The 15,830-nt window shown below is 41.6% G+C and carries 14 protein-coding genes; 11 read left to right on the forward strand and 3 right to left on the reverse strand.

From position 1 onward, the window contains the following. Window positions 1–34: 34 nt before the first annotated feature. The 3 genes from PT287_RS06205 (at window position 35) to PT287_RS06215 (ending at window position 3,570) form a co-directional block, all read left to right on the forward strand. Window positions 35–1,213 carry an MFS transporter gene (locus PT287_RS06205; protein WP_277133504.1) on the forward strand — a complete coding sequence of 393 codons (1,179 nt, stop codon included), beginning with the start codon at window positions 35–37 and terminating at the stop codon, window positions 1,211–1,213. 155 nt (window positions 1,214–1,368) lie between these two features. Then, complete coding sequence (yjeM, locus tag PT287_RS06210; protein ID WP_277133506.1) at window positions 1,369–2,865, forward strand: glutamate/gamma-aminobutyrate family transporter YjeM; 1,497 nt, start codon at window positions 1,369–1,371, stop codon at window positions 2,863–2,865. A 210-nt stretch (window positions 2,866–3,075) separates the two neighbouring features. Next, window positions 3,076–3,570 (forward strand): HXXEE domain-containing protein, encoded by a 495-nt coding sequence (locus PT287_RS06215; protein ID WP_277133507.1) that lies wholly within the window; start codon window positions 3,076–3,078, stop codon window positions 3,568–3,570. A gap of 83 nt (window positions 3,571–3,653) precedes the next feature. Here PT287_RS06215 and pyrE read toward each other — a convergent pair whose 3' ends face one another. Together pyrE and pyrF are read right to left on the reverse strand one after the other, a co-directional pair. After that, on the reverse strand, window positions 3,654–4,289 hold the full coding sequence (gene pyrE, locus PT287_RS06220) for an orotate phosphoribosyltransferase (protein WP_277133509.1): 636 nt from the start codon (window positions 4,287–4,289) through the stop codon (window positions 3,654–3,656). Between the two features lies 1 nt (window position 4,290). Then, entirely contained in the window at window positions 4,291–4,998 is a 708-nt protein-coding gene (gene pyrF, locus PT287_RS06225; protein ID WP_277133511.1) for an orotidine-5'-phosphate decarboxylase, read from the reverse strand. 251 nt (window positions 4,999–5,249) lie between these two features. Between pyrF and PT287_RS06230 the strand changes: the two genes are divergently transcribed. From PT287_RS06230 to PT287_RS06260, 7 genes are all read left to right on the forward strand, one after another. Further along, entirely contained in the window at window positions 5,250–6,107 is an 858-nt protein-coding gene (locus PT287_RS06230; RefSeq protein ID WP_277133512.1) for a MetQ/NlpA family ABC transporter substrate-binding protein, read from the forward strand. A gap of 107 nt (window positions 6,108–6,214) precedes the next feature. Continuing rightward, a complete protein-coding gene (locus tag PT287_RS06235) occupies window positions 6,215–7,138 on the forward strand; it encodes a dihydroorotate dehydrogenase (RefSeq protein WP_277133514.1) in 924 nt (307 codons plus the stop codon). A gap of 145 nt (window positions 7,139–7,283) precedes the next feature. Then, window positions 7,284–7,829 carry a bifunctional pyr operon transcriptional regulator/uracil phosphoribosyltransferase PyrR gene (pyrR, locus tag PT287_RS06240; RefSeq protein WP_277133516.1) on the forward strand — a complete coding sequence of 182 codons (546 nt, stop codon included), beginning with the start codon at window positions 7,284–7,286 and terminating at the stop codon, window positions 7,827–7,829. Between the two features lie 160 nt (window positions 7,830–7,989). Next, the gene (locus tag PT287_RS06245; protein WP_277133518.1) at window positions 7,990–8,946 is read left to right on the forward strand and encodes an aspartate carbamoyltransferase catalytic subunit; all 957 of its coding nucleotides are present in this window, start codon (window positions 7,990–7,992) and stop codon (window positions 8,944–8,946) included. Beyond that, entirely contained in the window at window positions 8,946–10,223 is a 1,278-nt protein-coding gene (locus PT287_RS06250) for a dihydroorotase (protein ID WP_277133520.1), read from the forward strand. Before PT287_RS06245 ends, PT287_RS06250 begins: the two co-directional genes overlap by 1 nt. Continuing rightward, a complete protein-coding gene (locus tag PT287_RS06255; RefSeq protein WP_277133522.1) occupies window positions 10,220–11,305 on the forward strand; it encodes a carbamoyl phosphate synthase small subunit in 1,086 nt (361 codons plus the stop codon). Before PT287_RS06250 ends, PT287_RS06255 begins: the two co-directional genes overlap by 4 nt. Further along, on the forward strand, window positions 11,298–12,878 hold the full coding sequence (locus PT287_RS06260) for an ATP-grasp domain-containing protein (RefSeq protein WP_277133524.1): 1,581 nt from the start codon (window positions 11,298–11,300) through the stop codon (window positions 12,876–12,878). Before PT287_RS06255 ends, PT287_RS06260 begins: the two co-directional genes overlap by 8 nt. A 100-nt stretch (window positions 12,879–12,978) precedes the next feature. Here PT287_RS06260 and PT287_RS06265 read toward each other — a convergent pair whose 3' ends face one another. Then, window positions 12,979–14,910, reverse strand: coding sequence for a PTS glucose transporter subunit IIABC (locus PT287_RS06265; RefSeq protein WP_277133526.1), 1,932 nt, complete (start codon window positions 14,908–14,910; stop codon window positions 12,979–12,981). A 185-nt stretch (window positions 14,911–15,095) separates the two neighbouring features. On the opposite strand from PT287_RS06265, the gene treR reads away from it, so the two are divergent. Beyond that, on the forward strand, window positions 15,096–15,821 hold the full coding sequence (gene treR / locus PT287_RS06270) for a trehalose operon repressor (RefSeq protein ID WP_277133527.1): 726 nt from the start codon (window positions 15,096–15,098) through the stop codon (window positions 15,819–15,821). Window positions 15,822–15,830 lie beyond the last annotated feature (9 nt).

Here is a 15,830-nt window from a genome sequence, read left to right on the forward strand (position 1 = left end):
AATTGTAGTATTGAGTAATTTTGTGAGGTAAAAAGTGACACAGCATAAATCGATTTATACTAAAGATGTAATATTGGTAATGGCAGCATCGTTTTTCTTCATGTTTAGCACGATGTTTGTTAATCCGTTAATTAATGGTTATGCTAAGAGTCTCGGTGCTAGCAGTGCATTTGCGGGAATTATCGTTGGGATTATGAGTATCGCAGCAATGTTTTTGCGGCCAATTGCGGGTAATTTGACGGATAAGTTTTCGAAATTTCGCCTATCACTAATTGGTGGTGTGCTAATTTTTATTGGCGTAACTGGGTACGTGCTTGCACCAAAAAGTGGGTGGCTGCTACTGTTTCGGCTAATTAATGGTGCTGGCTACGTGCTAGATACAGTTTGCATGACTACTTGGCTAGCTTTCTTAGTCCCGCGCGAGCATGTCGGCGAGGCCATGGGCTTTTACGGCTTGATGAATGCACTGGCAATGGCCGTGGCACCAGCTCTAGCGATTAACGTTTATCAAAAAACGGGTTACCGACTGGCAATAATTGCTTCCGCGGTATCGTCTTTCTTGATGATTATTACGATTCAATTTGTTGGCAACCATGCCAAACCTGAGAAAAAGACAGAAGAAGCAAGTAAATCCAAGCATTTTAAGATTATTGAAGTTAAAGATTTGCCAATTGCGCTGTTAACCACGTTGTTTGCCTTTCCGTATTTTGCTACTCAAGCAGACTTGGTAACTTACGCAGAGGAACGGCATTTGAATGTGGCGGTCGGCTCATACTTTTTAATTTATGCCGTGGTATTATTGGTCATTAGAATTGGCTTAAAAAATTTATTTGATACGGTTCGCTTTGGCGTCTGGTTCTGGCTGAGTGCCGCCGCAACAGCAATTTATTTGGTATTACTTGCAGTAATGAAAAATAACTGGGAGATGGCATTAGCAGCGTGTGGCATGGCAATTGGCTACGGCGTTATTTATTCTGTCTTGCAGTCAACGGCATTGTTGCTCGCGCCGATTAACGAGCAGGGACTGGCAAGCAGCACCTTTTATTTAGGATTGGATATTGGGATGGCATTTGGCCCAATCATTATGGGATTTGTAAATGATCTACTGCCGATTAAATATTTCTATCCGGTTCAATTGCTGCTAATTCCGTTGATGATTATTGTTTATCTACGTTATCGTAAACGCCTGAACAGTGCGATTAACAATCATTAAAACTTAAAGACGAGGTATGTTTGTTCCTTGTCTTTTTTTTGATAGCTTTATCTTGAAATTTACTTAAAAAATAATTACATTAAAATAAGAAATTTTGAATAGTTGCTCAAAAAGGTCCATAATAGTGAGGTCTATTTGAAAAGGAGTTACTATTTATGGATAACAAACAGCCGAAAAAAATCACACTCGGCACGTTAATTTTAATGATTTTTTCGTCCATTTTTGGGTTCAGTAATTCGCTGACTGCGTATTACCAAATGGGTTATGCAAGTATCATTTGGTATGTAATTGCGGCAATTCTGTTCTTTCTACCATCTGCACTAATTTTTGCAGAATATGGCGCGTCTTTTAAGGGTGTCAAGGGTGGTATTTTTTCTTGGCTTGAAGAGTCATCTAACGAAAAGGTCGCATTTGTTGGTACTTTTATTTGGCTTGCTGCCTGGGTTGTATGGCTGGTTTCGTCCACGCAATTCTTCCTTGTTGCTCTGTCAACATTGATTTCAGGTAAAGACATGACGCAAACTTGGCATCTTGGCTTTTTGTCATCGACTCAACTTTTGGGTGTGCTTGAAGTTGCCTTCATGATTGTGGTTACGTTCTTTGCTGCTAAGGGAATTGACAAAATTACAGCTGTCGACAAGGTTGGCGGGGCCTTTGCAATTCTGATTGCTCTTGGCTTCATGTTAGCGTCAATGTTAGTTTTTGCCTTCAGTCATGGTCATTTTGCGGAACCAGTGACGGCGATGAACTTTACTAAGTCGCCTAATCCAGCGTTCCAAACGCCTGTTGCTGTTCTGTCATTTATTGTTTATGCCTTGTTTGCTTATGGCGGTCTTGAAACTTCGGCTGGTGTTATTGATTCAGTTGATAAGCCTGAAAAGACTTTCCCTAAGGCAATGATGGGCGCGATGGCATTGATGACTGGGCTCTATGTTATTAACATTCTCATGTGTGGTATTTCGACTAACTGGGCCGCTGTTTTGGGTGCCAAAAACGTTAATATTGCTAATATGGAGTATGTGTTAGTCAACAATTTAGGAATTGTAATGGGCCACAGTATGGGCTTATCGCAATCTGCAACATTGACTTTGGGAACGATTTTTTCACGGCTTGCTGGGTTAGCTGATGTTTTATCCGGAATTTCTGCTGCCTTCTTGATGGTTTACTCACCAATTAAGTCCTTCATTGAGGGTTGTGATGCGCGTCTTTTACCTAAAAAATTAGTGAAATTGAATAAGCATAACATGCCAGAACGCGCAATGTGGGCACAGGCAGCACTGATTAGTGTCATTATCCTGTTTATATCCTTTGGTGGTAATGCTGCGGGACAATTTTACACGATTTTAATGGATATGATGAATGTTTCATCAACTGTACCATATCTGTTCTTGATTGGGGTATTCCCATTCTTCAAGATGAAGAAGGATATTGATCGACCGTTTGTCTTTATCAAGGGCAAAGGTAAGGTCTGGGCAGTAACGATTGTTGTCTGGCTGGTTGTTGCCATGGGCATTATCTTTACTTGTATTGAGCCAATGCTGGAAGGCGACTACATGACGTCGTTTTGGACAGCAATTGGACCAGTTGCCTTTGGTGTCGTTGCTTATATTTATTACACTTATCGTGAACACCATGATGCAAAAATGGCTTAAATAATTAGAAAATATTCGTAGTTATACAGAACCCCCGAAGTTAGAAAAACTAACTTCGGGGTTTTACTATAGTTAAATAATCTAAAGAAACTAAATCTTTAGCAAAAATAAAATTTATTGCTTAAAAAGTTGAGTATAGTAAACTGTATATGCAAAAATCATTTAGTATAAGCATATTAATAATTGCAAATTATAGCAAGGAGGATAAAAGTGGACTTTAGGATTTATGTCGCTTTATTTCCAACGGTTTTTATGTTCCATGAATTAGAAGAAATCTTATTCTTTAAAGGTTATAAAGAGCTGATAAATAATAAAGTGCCTAAAATGTTTAAAGGTAACTATTTGAACAAATATCTTAATTTATCATCAAGAACATTTATTTTAACAATATTTGAAGAGTTTATTATTTTAGTATTAATTACTGGGATTACATTGCTCAAAATTTCATACTTAAAATTTTATGTAGCTTTGATGCTTGCATATAACTACCATATTTTAGGACATGTAATTCAGGCGATTGTAGTTCAGTCTTATGTACCGGGACTTATTTTTGGTATAGCCAGTAGTATTATTAGTGTTTATTGGATAAGTATGATGCCAGTGAATAATTGGTCCTTTGTTTTGTGGTGTTCAGTTATAATACTAGTTTTGATTTTTCTAAATATACAAATTTGTTTTAAAGTAGGCAAAAATTTTTTTAATTAAAAAAGGTAAAATTGTTGTAATACCTTCTAAACAGAAAAACACGCAGGAATTTTTTCCTATGTGTTAGCTTACAGATGTTTGTTTTATTTAAATTTTTTACCCCATTGCCACGGGTCCTCGTGCCAAGTCTTGAGTGCGTCATATTCGGTTGCACTGATGTAATTTAATTCTTTTTCCTTCTTTAATAATTGAGGATAAGAAAGAAGGGGATTGAAGGCAATGTTAGCTGCTGCAAAGTTTTGCTTAGCATCTGGCAAATAATAAGTGAAAATTGAGCTGACGCCAATAACATTGCCGCCTTCATTTTGTGTTGCCTTAACTGCATTTAGGACAGAACTACCGGTTGTAATTAAATCATCAATTAAAACAATTCTGTCTTGGTCAGTGAAGCAGCCTTCAATTTGGCGCCCCTTACCGTGATCTTTAGGCTTAGGACGAACATAAATCATTGGTAGACCAAGCTTGGCAGCAACCCATGCAGCATGAGGAATACCAGCGGTTGCCACACCACCGATAATGGTTACTTCTGGGTACTCAGCCTTGATTAAGTCAGCTAAGTCGCTGGCAATCCAATCGCGTAAGTCGGGGTAAGAAACCGTGAGGCGTAAATCGGTGTAGATTGGTGAGAGCATGCCACTTGCATAAGTAAAAGGCTTGTCTGGCGAAACTGTGATGATTTTTTCTGCGATTAATTTAGCAATGATTTGTTCTTGATGCATCTTAGTTAAACTCCTTTTTAATTGCTTGATAGGCTGCTTCTGGGTTAGCAGCTTGGGTAATTGGTCGGCCGACAACAATTGCACTAGCGCCGTATTTTTTTGCTTGTGCTGGGGTAGCGACTCGCTTTTGGTCGTCATTATTGCTGTGTGCCGGTCTAATTCCCGGCGTTACGTAAAGAAAGTCAGGACCAATTTTTGCTCTTAGGTTTTGAACTTCTAGAGGTGAGCAAATGACACCATCGGCGCCAGCTTTTTGTGCTGTTTGTGCAAGACTGATAACTTGCTCATTCATTGGTAAGCGGCAGTTTTGCTCATCTTTTAAAATTGAGTCAGAAATTGAAGTTAATTCCGTAACAGCTAGCAGTTCAGGCACACCTTGTCCAGCTGGCGTACCAGCGATTAAACCGTCCTTGGCCGCCTTAATCATGCTGCTACCGCCGAGTGCGTGAATAGTAATACAAAAGATATTGAGCTGGGCCAGTTGTTTGGCCGCGTTATAAACTGTATTTGGAATATCATGCAATTTTAAATCTAAAAAGATGTGGTAACCTGCATTGCTTAATCGTTTAACTAAAGTACTTCCAGAATGATAAAAAAGTTCCATGCCAATTTTTAAGTAAGTTTCTTGTGCAGTGCCAAGTTTAGGCAAAAGTTGTGCAACATCCTGCTCGTTAGCATAATCAAGGGCGACAAAAACTGCTTTTTCCATTGCAAACCTCCAAAAAAAGTCTATTTTGGCACAGAGCGCGTCAAAATAGACTTTTTCGGTATTTAGTCATGTTTAACTTGCGGTCTCTCTGTACCGTTTAAAGTTTATTGTTAGTTAGTTTAGCATCATCTTGACTAAAAGACAACTAATTTTTGCTAATAGTTTTAAGCAATGGTAATGCACGTCATTTATTTTGGTATAATTAATATAAATTTAAGCTGTTTAACAGAATTACGAAAAGGAATTAAAAAATGAGTAAGAAGCGAAAGAAACATATTATTACTTGGACAGTTATCGCTTTGGTGCTGCTAGTTGCCGGCTGGTTTAGTTTTGGCCCTGGAATTTCCAATCATGCGCCAAAAGAGCGGGTGATTACGATTGGCGTCGTTGGCGAAAGCAACTCTGAGCAAGTAATTTGGCAACATGTTGCCCAAAAGGCCAAACGCGATTATGGCATTATCATTAAGACCAAGGTTTTTACAGATTACAATCAACCCAACAAGGCTTTGCGAGACGGTGAAATTGACCTCAATGCCATTCAAACGACAACTTTTATGCATACTTGGTCCAAGGCAAATCATGCCAAGATTGTTTCGATTGGTAAAACCTATATTGCGCCGATTCGCTTGTACTCCAAGAAGTATCATAAGTTGAGCCAATTGCCGCAAGGAGCTACAATTGCAATCCCCAATGATGCCGCAACTGAATCGCGGGCACTCCATGTCTTAAAGAATGCCGGGTTAATTAGTTTAACTAGTGGGCAAAAGTTAAAGACGATTGCGGATATTACTGCTAATCCGCAACATATCAAGATTAAAGAAGTCAGTGACGAGCAATGTGCGCGGATTATCAATTCCGTTGACGCGGTGATTGTGAACAATGACTTTGCCGTGCCGGCTGGCCTTGGCCCGAAAGAAACGATTTTTGTGGAACCAATTAATAAGGAGTCGGCTGGTGCCATTAATAATATTTGTACGACAGAGGACAAGAAGAACGATCCCGACTACCAACATGTTGTCAAATGTTATCAAACTGAGGAAACTAAGAAGCTTTACCATAAGTTTTATGGTGAGATGCAGCAGGCTGTTTGGGACGTCAAGTTGAAATAAGTTATGTCTAGAGCTGTTTAATTAAATCTTGGCAAATAATTAAAAACGTGTAAAATAAATTGCAAAAATAATTGTAATGTCTGTGAGCATTCATTTTTGGAGGGAAAATGACTAATCTTAGTGTAAAAATACCCGGTCTTAATCTGAAAAATCCGGTAATGCCAGCAAGTGGTACCTTTGATTTTGGCGATGTTGCTGCTGCTAATAAGTTTGATTTAAATAAGTTAGGAGCGTTGGTGTTGAAAACAACGACGCCACATTTGCGGCGTGGTAATCCGCAGCCGCAAATTGCGGTCTTAGAAGATGGTGTTTTAAATTCAGTGGGGTTAACTAACCCAGGTGTTGCCGGCGTTGTCAGTGAAAAGTTGCCACACCTACGTCAGCAATATCCTGACTTGCCAATTATTGCTAGTGTTGGTGGCAGTAGTGCGGCTGATTATGTGCAGGTGGCTGAAGAATTGGCAGAATCTGGGATGGTTAATGTACTAGAACTTAATTTTTCTTGTCCTAATGTGGAGCGCGGCGGCATGACCTTTGGTATTCATCCAGAATTGGTTGAGCAGCTGACAGCCGCGATTAAGCAGACGGTTGCGTTGCCGGTTTATGTTAAGTTAACGTCGAACGTGACCGATATTACCGAAATAGCACGTGCTGCAGAAAGTGGTGGCGCAGATGGCTTGTCACTGATTAATACGGTGATGGGATTGCGCATTGATCTTGAAACGCGGAAGCCGCTTTTAGGCAACAATGTTGGTGGTCTTTCAGGTAGTGGCATCAAGCCGCTGGCATTGTATCAGGTTCATCAAGTATTTAAAATAACGCACCTGCCAATTATTGGAATGGGCGGCATTACTACTGCAGAAGATGTAGTTGAATTTATGCTGGCAGGAGCTAGTGCCGTGGCTGTGGGTAGTGCGCATTTTCATGATGAACTTGCTTGCCCGCATATTATTCAAAAATTGCCAAGCCTGTTAACTAAGCTGGGCGTTAGTGATATTAACGACTTGGTCGGCCAAGTCCAATTTAATTGAGAATTTTAATTGACAATTATGTGATTTGTTCGTATATTTAACTTAATATCCCTTTAATTAGTCCAGAGAGGCTAGCAAGGCAATCGAGTTAGCGCCTGGTCTCAGTGACTAGGCGCTTTTATTTTGGGATGGAAAGAAGAACAAGATGGCAAAAGAAATTTGGGATGCACTCGCAATGAAGCGGGCATTAACGCGAATTACTTATGAAATTATTGAACGCAATAAGGGTACCGATAACTTGGTGCTTGTCGGTATTAAAACGCGTGGTGTTTATCTAGCTAAACGCATTCATGACCGAATTAAAAAGTTAGAAGGCGTGGATATACCTTTAGGCGAGCTTGATATTACCCTTTATCGTGATGACCGCCATGATGCAACTCTTAAGCAGGATCCAGTTGTGAACTCGAATAAGATTGGCGTGGAGATTGTCAATCAACACGTTGTGCTTGTTGACGATGTTATTTATACCGGTCGCACGGTTCGGGCAGCAATGGATGCTTTAATGGATATTGGCCGGCCGAGTTCAATCGCCGTTGCTGTTTTAGTTGACCGCGGACACCGTGAGTTGCCAATTCGGGCAGACTTTGTTGGGAAAAATATCCCAACATCGTCAAAAGAACAAGTTGCTGTTAACGTCGAAGAAGTTGACAGCCAAGATAGTGTGGCGCTCAAGCCGTTACCAGAAAAATAGTATAAATTTAGTTAATTCAACCATTTAATTGACTCCAGAGAGGGTCAGAAGGGTTTGAGTTCTTTTGGAATATCTAAAAATAAGCCAAAAATCCCTTTTGATTAACCTGGAGCAAGTAAATGCTTCAGGTTTTTTGTATCTTAAAGAAAGGGTTTAGACCATGAAAAGTAATAATTTTGTTAGTTTGCCACATTTTGTTAGCGTTGAAAATTTAAAAACAGATGAAGTACAGGCCTTAATTGACCGCGCTGAGTATTTTAAGCGTGGCGGGGCTAGGCTAGAATTAACTCAGCCAGTTTATGTGACCAACTTGTTTTTTGAAAATTCGAGCCGAACCCATACTAGCTTTGAAATGGCTGAACGCAAGTTAGGCCTGACTGTCATTCCCTTTGACCCAGCTCATAGCTCGGTTAAAAAGGGTGAAACGCTGTATGATACCTCGCTGATTATGGCTGCCTTGGGAATTGACCTTGAGGTTATCCGCCATTCAGAAAATGAATATTACGACAAACTAATTCAACCACAGGATGACCAGCACTTGAAAATTGGTGTCATTAACGCTGGTGACGGCAGTGGTCAGCACCCATCACAATGCCTGCTTGATATGATGACAATTCACGAGCATTTTGGTCATTTTAAAAATTTAAAAGTAGCAATTGTTGGTGATATTACTAATTCGCGCGTGGCTAAAAGTGATATGGAATTGCTAACAAGAATTGGCGCGCAAGTTTACTTTTCTGGTCCGGAATATTGGTACGACAAGCAGTTCGACAAGTATGGTCAGTTTGCGGCGCTTGACAATTTGGTTAGCCAAGTTGACGTGATGATGCTATTGCGGGTGCAGCATGAGCGCCACGCGGGCGATCCAAATGAAAGCAAGTTTGATGCGGTGAAGTATCACGAGCAATTTGGTATTAATGAGCGCCGCTATCAAGAATTGAAAAAAGACGCGATTATCATGCATCCGGGTCCGATTAATCATGACGTGGAATTGGCTGGCAAGTTAGTAGAAGCCCCCAAGAGTATGTTTGTGCGGCAAATGCAAAACGGCGTCTTTATGCGCATGGCAATGATTGAAGCCGTAATGCGCGGACGGCAGTTAGGAGGGCTAGAATAATGGCAACAGTCATTAAAAATGGTCAGGTTTACTTTAGCGGCACGATTACGCCGTGTGATTTATTAATTGAAAGTGGCTGCATTAGTGCCATTGGCCAAAATTTGAATGCCGAGCAGGTGATCGATGCCACGGGAAAACTGGTTAGTCCCGGCTTGGTCGACATGCATGTGCATTACCGCGACCCCGGACAAACTGCCAAAGAAGACGTGCATACGGGAACGCTGGCAGCAGCGCGTGGCGGTTTTACAACTACCGCAGCAATGCCTAACGTAGCCCCAGTTCCTAATACGCCGGCTTTAATGCAAAAGATGGTGGCAAATAACCAACAAAATGGTATTGTCCATGTTTTACAATACGGGCCAATTACGGTTGATGAAGTTGGCGAGACATTACCTGATTATGCTGGACTCAAGAGTGCGGGCACAATTGCTTTAAGTAATGATGGCAAGGGCGTCCAGAATGCGCAAACAATGCTGCGCGCAATGCGGCAGGCAGCAGATAACCAGTTAATTATTGCCGAGCACGCGCAAGACGATACACTTTTTAATTCGGGTGTGATTAACGCTGGCTCAAAAGCGGCGGAGTTCGATTTACGACCAATTACTGAACTTGCGGAAACCACGCAAATTGCCCGTGATTTGTTGCTGGCTGCGAAAACGGGCGTGCATTATCACGTTTGCCATGTTTCAACTAAAACTAGTGTTGATTTAATCAGAATTGCAAAGAAGCGCGGCGTGCATGTTACGTGTGAGGCAGCACCGCATCACCTGCTCTTAACGGAAGATGATATTGACCAGAATAACAGTAATTTTAAAATGAATCCGCCACTAAGAACAGAGGAAGATCGCCAGGCGTTAATTGCTGGGCTTCTTGATGGGACAATCGATATGATTGCCACTGATCACGCGCCGCATACGCAGGAAAATAAGGCGGGCGGCTTTGCCAAATCCGCCTTTGGAATTACCGGAAGTGAAACAGCTTTTAGTGAGTTATACACGCAGTTGGTAAAAACTGGTTATTGCAGTTTGGCGCAATTACTAGCTTGGCTGACGATTAAGCCGGCGACAGTTTTCGGTTTGCATCATGCAGGTAAAATCGCAATTGGTGAGCCAGCAGACCTTGCAATTTTTGACTTACAAGCGAAGACAAGCCAGCAGACACAGAATTATCTCTCAAAAAATTCTAATACACCGTTTACTGGGGATAATGTTTACGGCGCAACGGTGTTAACGATGGTTGCTGGTCAAGTAGTTTACCAAGCAAAGGAGCAACAATGAAGTGTCTAATTTTAGAAGATGGCAGCGTTTATCAAGGCGAAGGCTTCGGTGCAGCAGGTGAGACAAAGGGTGAAGTTGTGTTCACCACGGGAATGACCGGCTATCAGGAAGCCATCACGGACCAATCGTATGCCGACCAGATTTTGGTGTTTACTAACCCCTTGATTGGCAATTACGGCATTACCCTAGCAGATTATGAGTCGCTTGAGCCCGGCATTAAGGGTGTGATTTGTCACCAAGTTGCTCATCATCCTGATAATTGGCGCATGCAGACAACTTTGCCAGATTTTCTTAAAAAGCTAAATATCCCCGGCATCCAAGGAATTGATACACGGGCATTAGTTAAAAAGTTGCGCTCGCACGGGACAATGCGGGGTCAAATTGTCAATTCGGTTGCTGAAGCTGTCCAGATTGCGCAAGAATTAAAGCAAGAAGATTTAACCCAAGGAGCGATTGGTCGCGTTTCGACAACGCGCTCGTATCCGGTGCCGGGTTCTAAACGCAACATTGTCGTCGTTGATTTTGGTATAAAAAATAGTATCTTGCGTGAACTGGCACAGCGCGATTGTAACTGTATTGTTGTGCCGTATACGACTACAGCTGAGCGCATTTTGAGCCTGCATCCAGACGGTGTACTGCTTTCCAATGGCCCCGGCAAACCAAGTGAAATGGTCGATGCAGCAAAAATGGTGCGGGAAGTTGAACAATATTTACCATTAATGGGGATTTGCATGGGACACCAGATTTTTGCCCTAGCTAATGGTGCCGAAACATTCAAAATGAAGTTTGGTCACCGCGGATTTAACCATCCAGTTCGTGAAATCGCCACGGGAAACATTGGTTTTACCTCGCAAAATCACGGTTATGCGGTTAAGGCAGAATCGATTGCCGCAACTGACTTGATGGTGACCCACGTTGAAGTTAATGACGGCACAATTGAGGGCTTGCGGCACAAAAAGTATCCGGCATTTTCTGTGCAATTTCATCCGGATGCAACTCCCGGCCCACATGATCAGCAAGGAATTTTTGATTACTTTATGCAAATGATTGATCAAGGAAAGGAAGCCAATCAGCATGCCTAAAAGACAAGATATTCATAAAATTATGGTAATCGGCTCTGGTCCGATAATTATTGGTCAAGCAGCGGAGTTTGACTATTCGGGAACTCAAGCGTGTCTCGCTTTGCGCGAAGAAGGTTACGAAGTTGTGCTGGTTAACTCCAATCCGGCAACGATTATGACTGATACTGCAATTGCCGACAAGGTTTATCTTGAGCCATTAACTGTTGACGCGGTTTCGCGGATTATTCGTCAAGAATATCCCGATGCCATTTTGCCAACATTGGGCGGTCAAGTTGGCTTAAACATGGCTTGGGCTTTAGCTAAAAGTGGCATTTTAAAAGAACTAGGCATTGAGCTTTTAGGCACTAAATTAGAGTCGATTGAGCAAGCCGAAGACCGAGAAAAGTTTAAGCAACTGTGTCAACAGTTGGGTGAACCGGTGCCACCGTCAAAAAGTGTCAAAACAGTCGCAGAGGCATTGGCTTTTGGGGATGAAATCGGCTACCCAATCATTGTGCGTCCTGCCTTTACTATGGGCGGCACTGGCGGCGGGATTTGCAATGACCATGATGAACTTGCCCGTGTTGCCAAAAATGGCTTGGAATTATCGCCAGTTACTGAGTGCTTGGTAGAGCGGTCGATTGCTGGCTATAAGGAAATTGAATTTGAAGTAATGCGGGATCACGCCGATAACGCGATGATTGTTTGCTGCATGGAAAATTTTGATCCTGTTGGCATTCATACTGGTGATTCGATTGTCTTTTCACCATCACAGACGCTGTCGGACAAGGAATATCAGCTGCTGCGTGATTGCTCGCTCCGCTTAATTCGAGCCCTGAAAATTGAGGGTGGCTGCAACGTGCAGTTAGCGCTCGACCCAAACAGCTTCAATTACGACGTGATTGAGGTTAATCCGCGAGCTAGTCGTACAGTGCCATTTTTAAGTAAAATCACTGGCATTGAAATGGCTCAGGTCGCAACTCGTGTAATTATGGGGCAGAGTTTGCGCGAGCAAGGTTATGCCGATGGCCTAGCAGCAGAGCCGAAGTTGATTAGTGTGAAGGCACCTGTCTTTTCTTTCAGCAAGCTAGCCGATGTTGACAGCTATTTAGGACCCGAAATGAAGTCAACTGGTGAGGTAATGGGAAGTGATTTGAGCTTTCCAAAAGCTCTCTACAAAGCCTTTGCTGGTGCGGGGATGCGAATTCCCGATAGTGGGAATGTGCTGCTAACCATTGAGGATCGCGATAAAGAAGCAATTTTACCTTTAGCACAAAAGTTTGCTCAGATTGGGTACCGAATATTTGCAACCAGCGGTACTGCGGCATTCTTGCAAAAGCATCATCTTCATGTGGCGCTGCTTAGCAAAATTCATGATCAAGCAGACAATAATTTACTAACCGAATTGCGTAGCGGCAAGATTGACTTAGTAATCAATACGATGGGTCACGACTTAGCCAAGAACTCTGATGGCTTTATCATCAGGCAGATGGCAATCCAGCAGAATGTGCCGCTAATCACCAGCTTGGATACAGCACGCGCATTATTGACGGCACTTGCTAACCGGTCATTTTTAACAACTAGTCTGAAGTAAAAAGTAACCAGTAAAATTTGGAGTAATAAAAAACGGTCAAGTTTTTCAAAGAAACTCTTGACCGTTTTATGTTATTAAAGCTATTTAACTTTTTAGTGAATTAAATTGTCCCTGGGCGTTTTGCTTTAGCAACCTTTTTACCCATTACCATTTTATCGTCATAACCCCAGAACCAAGTGATAACAAAGGCAACGATGATGGCAAGTGCACTGGCAAGCAAGAATGCGTAAAAGCTGCTTAAATCTCCAGGATTTTTCGGATTAAAGAAACTTGAGAAGCCAATCAATCCACCAGTGAAACCAAACATGGTCCCGTGCATTAATCCGGTAACTAGACCACCGAATGCGGCACCAATTGATCCAGAAATGAAGACCTTCTTATATCTAAGGTTAATACCGTAAATAGCGGGTTCAGTAACGCCACAGAAGGCACTAATCATCGCTGCAAAACCTAATTCCTTGATGTCAGCCTTCTTTGATTTAATCGCAACTGCTAAGACTGCGGCACCTTGAGAAATCATAGTTGAACAGATAATTGCGTTAATTGCACTTTGGCCAGTACTTGCAATTTGTTGAGCAACCAGCGGCACAACACCCCAGTGAAAGCCAAAGATAACAAGCACTTGGTAAAAGCCACCAATAATGAAGCCGCCGAACCAGCCAGATACAGATACCAACCAGTTAATGAAGACAGCAATCCCATTGGCAATTCCTTGAATAATTGGACCAGTGATAACCAAGGTAATTGTGGCAACAATTAGAACAGTGATTAAAGGTACGAAAATCATTTGTAAATAAGTTGGCAAGACCTTTTTAAGCCATTTTTCCAACTTGTAAGCTAGCCATGCGGCTAAAATCATCGGGAAGATAGAGTAGGTATAATTCAAAAATTGGAAGTTTAATCCAGCAAGATTGAACATGACCTTTCCTGCTTTGCCCCAAGTGACTAATTGTGGCATGGTGAGCACACCACCGATTACTGCGGCGATAATTGGGTCACTGCCTAGCCGTTTAGCAGCACTAAAGCCAACCCAGATTGGTAGGAAGTAGAAGGCTGAATCGGCCATTGCACTGATGGTGATATATGGCACGCTGTTAACATTAAGTAGAGAGCCGAGTTGCGGCAGTGTTAGCAGCGCAAGAATACCTTTGATAATACCGGATGCGGCAATAACTCCAATAACGGGACTCATTGAGCCCGTAATAAAGCCGATTAGGTTATTAATTGCCCGTGAGAACGGATTTTTGCTATCATTTTGCGTAGTTACTGGCGCAGCGGCATTATCTAATTCTGGTAACTGCTTGACCAATGCGTCGTAAAGGTTGGCAACGCCGTCGCCAATTACGACCTGATATTGACCGGATGCGTGCATGACATCAAGAATGCCGCGCTGATCTTTAAGAACATCATCATTGGCCTGAGCCTCATCTTTAAGATAAAACCTTAACCGCGTAATACAGTGAATGACGTTGTTAATATTCTCTGGACCGCCGACATTTTTTATAATAAAAGTAGCTAGTTCATCATAAGATAACTTTTTATCGGATGCGGGTTGAGTGTCACTTTTAAGGTAAGCTGTTGCTACTTTAGCGCCACTAGAAGTGTCACCTTCCGTGATGTCTAGCCCGTCAATTGCATCATTTGTATTGGTAATAACTGTAATGATTGTCGGGTCTAACTTGGCAGTTTTAATGGCTTCAAGATCCATTTGGGCAATTGTCTGCCCAGCTTTAACTTCATCACCATTTTGAATATTGATTGTAAATGGCTGACCCTTAAGCGTTACGGTATCGATCCCCATGTGAACCAGTACTTCTAGGCCATCAGGAGTTTTGATACCAATTGCATGTTTTGTTTCCGCAATCGTCACAACCTTTCCGGAAACTGGTGCAACGACCTCACCATCAGTTGGTATTAAACCAAATCCCTGTCCCATTGTTCCTCTACTAAAAACAGGATCATCAATGCTGCTGAGAGCAACAACTTTTCCGTTTGCAGGAGCTAATAGGGCAGTTTCTTTGTTAATTGCCATTAGTTTTCCTTCTTTCTAACTAAATAAATTTGCATTTATTAATAAATGATTTATGATTATTATCATACTTGTCTAGACAAGATTCAATAGAATATTTAATAATATTTGTAACAAAACTCACAAAGTTTATTTACTTGTATGTATATAAGCGGATATAATTAATCTGATTAAGTGAAAGGAAAACCATGATGCAGTCGAAATCAGATATTATTGCGCAAGATATTGCAGCCAAAATTAAACACGAGCAATTTAAAGCTAATTCTTTTTTACCAAGTGAAAGTGAGTTAACTAAGTTATACGGAACCTCGCGAGAAACGGTGCGTAAAGCATTGCAGGGGTTAAATTCGTTAGGCTTGATTCAAAAGATACGCGGTAAGGGCTCGCTAGTTTTGAATTTGGAGCAGTATTCTTTTCCCATTTCTGGTATTTCGAGTTTTGCGGAATTAAGTAAGTCTTTGGGCATGGATGCGCAAACTGAGGTTTTAACTTTAGAGAAGATGCATACTTTGCCTGAACTTTTTAGGAAAAAGTTTCCTAATGAAAAGCAACAAAATGGGGTTTATGTTGAGCGATTACGAAAAATTAATGGCAATGCAGAAATTCTTGATTGTGATTTTCTCTTTTCACCACCGATTAATGAGTTGCCGCTAGATGCAGCTCAGACCTCCATTTATAACTATCTGGAAAATGAAAAAGGGTTGGAAGTTTCATATGCGACTAAGGCAATTACAGTTGAAAGGGTCGATGATGAGCTGCAAAGAAAGTTGAGCTTGAAGGACAAAACCGCTGTGCTAGTTGCTAGTCATAATTATTTGAGTGATGCAACCTTGTTCCAGTTGACGCTGTCTTATCATGATCCAAGTAAATTTAAATTTGTTGATTTTGCGCGCAGACAAAGAATTAGATTTTAAGGAGAAATT

The organism is Lactobacillus sp. ESL0679 (assembly GCF_029433515.1).
Classification (GTDB): Bacteria; Bacillota; Bacilli; order Lactobacillales; family Lactobacillaceae; genus Lactobacillus.

Coding starts and splice junctions, on each gene's coding strand:
- treR (WP_277133527.1), top strand. CDS start 15,096: ATGATGCAGTCGAAATCAGATATTATTGCGCAAGATATTGCAGCCAAA.
- PT287_RS06230 (WP_277133512.1), top strand. CDS start 5,250: ATGAGTAAGAAGCGAAAGAAACATATTATTACTTGGACAGTTATCGCT.
- PT287_RS06255 (WP_277133522.1), top strand. CDS start 10,220: ATGAAGTGTCTAATTTTAGAAGATGGCAGCGTTTATCAAGGCGAAGGC.
- PT287_RS06245 (WP_277133518.1), top strand. CDS start 7,990: ATGAAAAGTAATAATTTTGTTAGTTTGCCACATTTTGTTAGCGTTGAA.
- PT287_RS06260 (WP_277133524.1), top strand. CDS start 11,298: ATGCCTAAAAGACAAGATATTCATAAAATTATGGTAATCGGCTCTGGT.
- yjeM (WP_277133506.1), top strand. CDS start 1,369: ATGGATAACAAACAGCCGAAAAAAATCACACTCGGCACGTTAATTTTA.
- pyrE (WP_277133509.1), bottom strand. CDS start 4,289: ATGCATCAAGAACAAATCATTGCTAAATTAATCGCAGAAAAAATCATC.
- PT287_RS06250 (WP_277133520.1), top strand. CDS start 8,946: ATGGCAACAGTCATTAAAAATGGTCAGGTTTACTTTAGCGGCACGATT.
- PT287_RS06265 (WP_277133526.1), bottom strand. CDS start 14,910: ATGGCAATTAACAAAGAAACTGCCCTATTAGCTCCTGCAAACGGAAAA.
- PT287_RS06235 (WP_277133514.1), top strand. CDS start 6,215: ATGACTAATCTTAGTGTAAAAATACCCGGTCTTAATCTGAAAAATCCG.
- pyrF (WP_277133511.1), bottom strand. CDS start 4,998: ATGGAAAAAGCAGTTTTTGTCGCCCTTGATTATGCTAACGAGCAGGAT.
- pyrR (WP_277133516.1), top strand. CDS start 7,284: ATGGCAAAAGAAATTTGGGATGCACTCGCAATGAAGCGGGCATTAACG.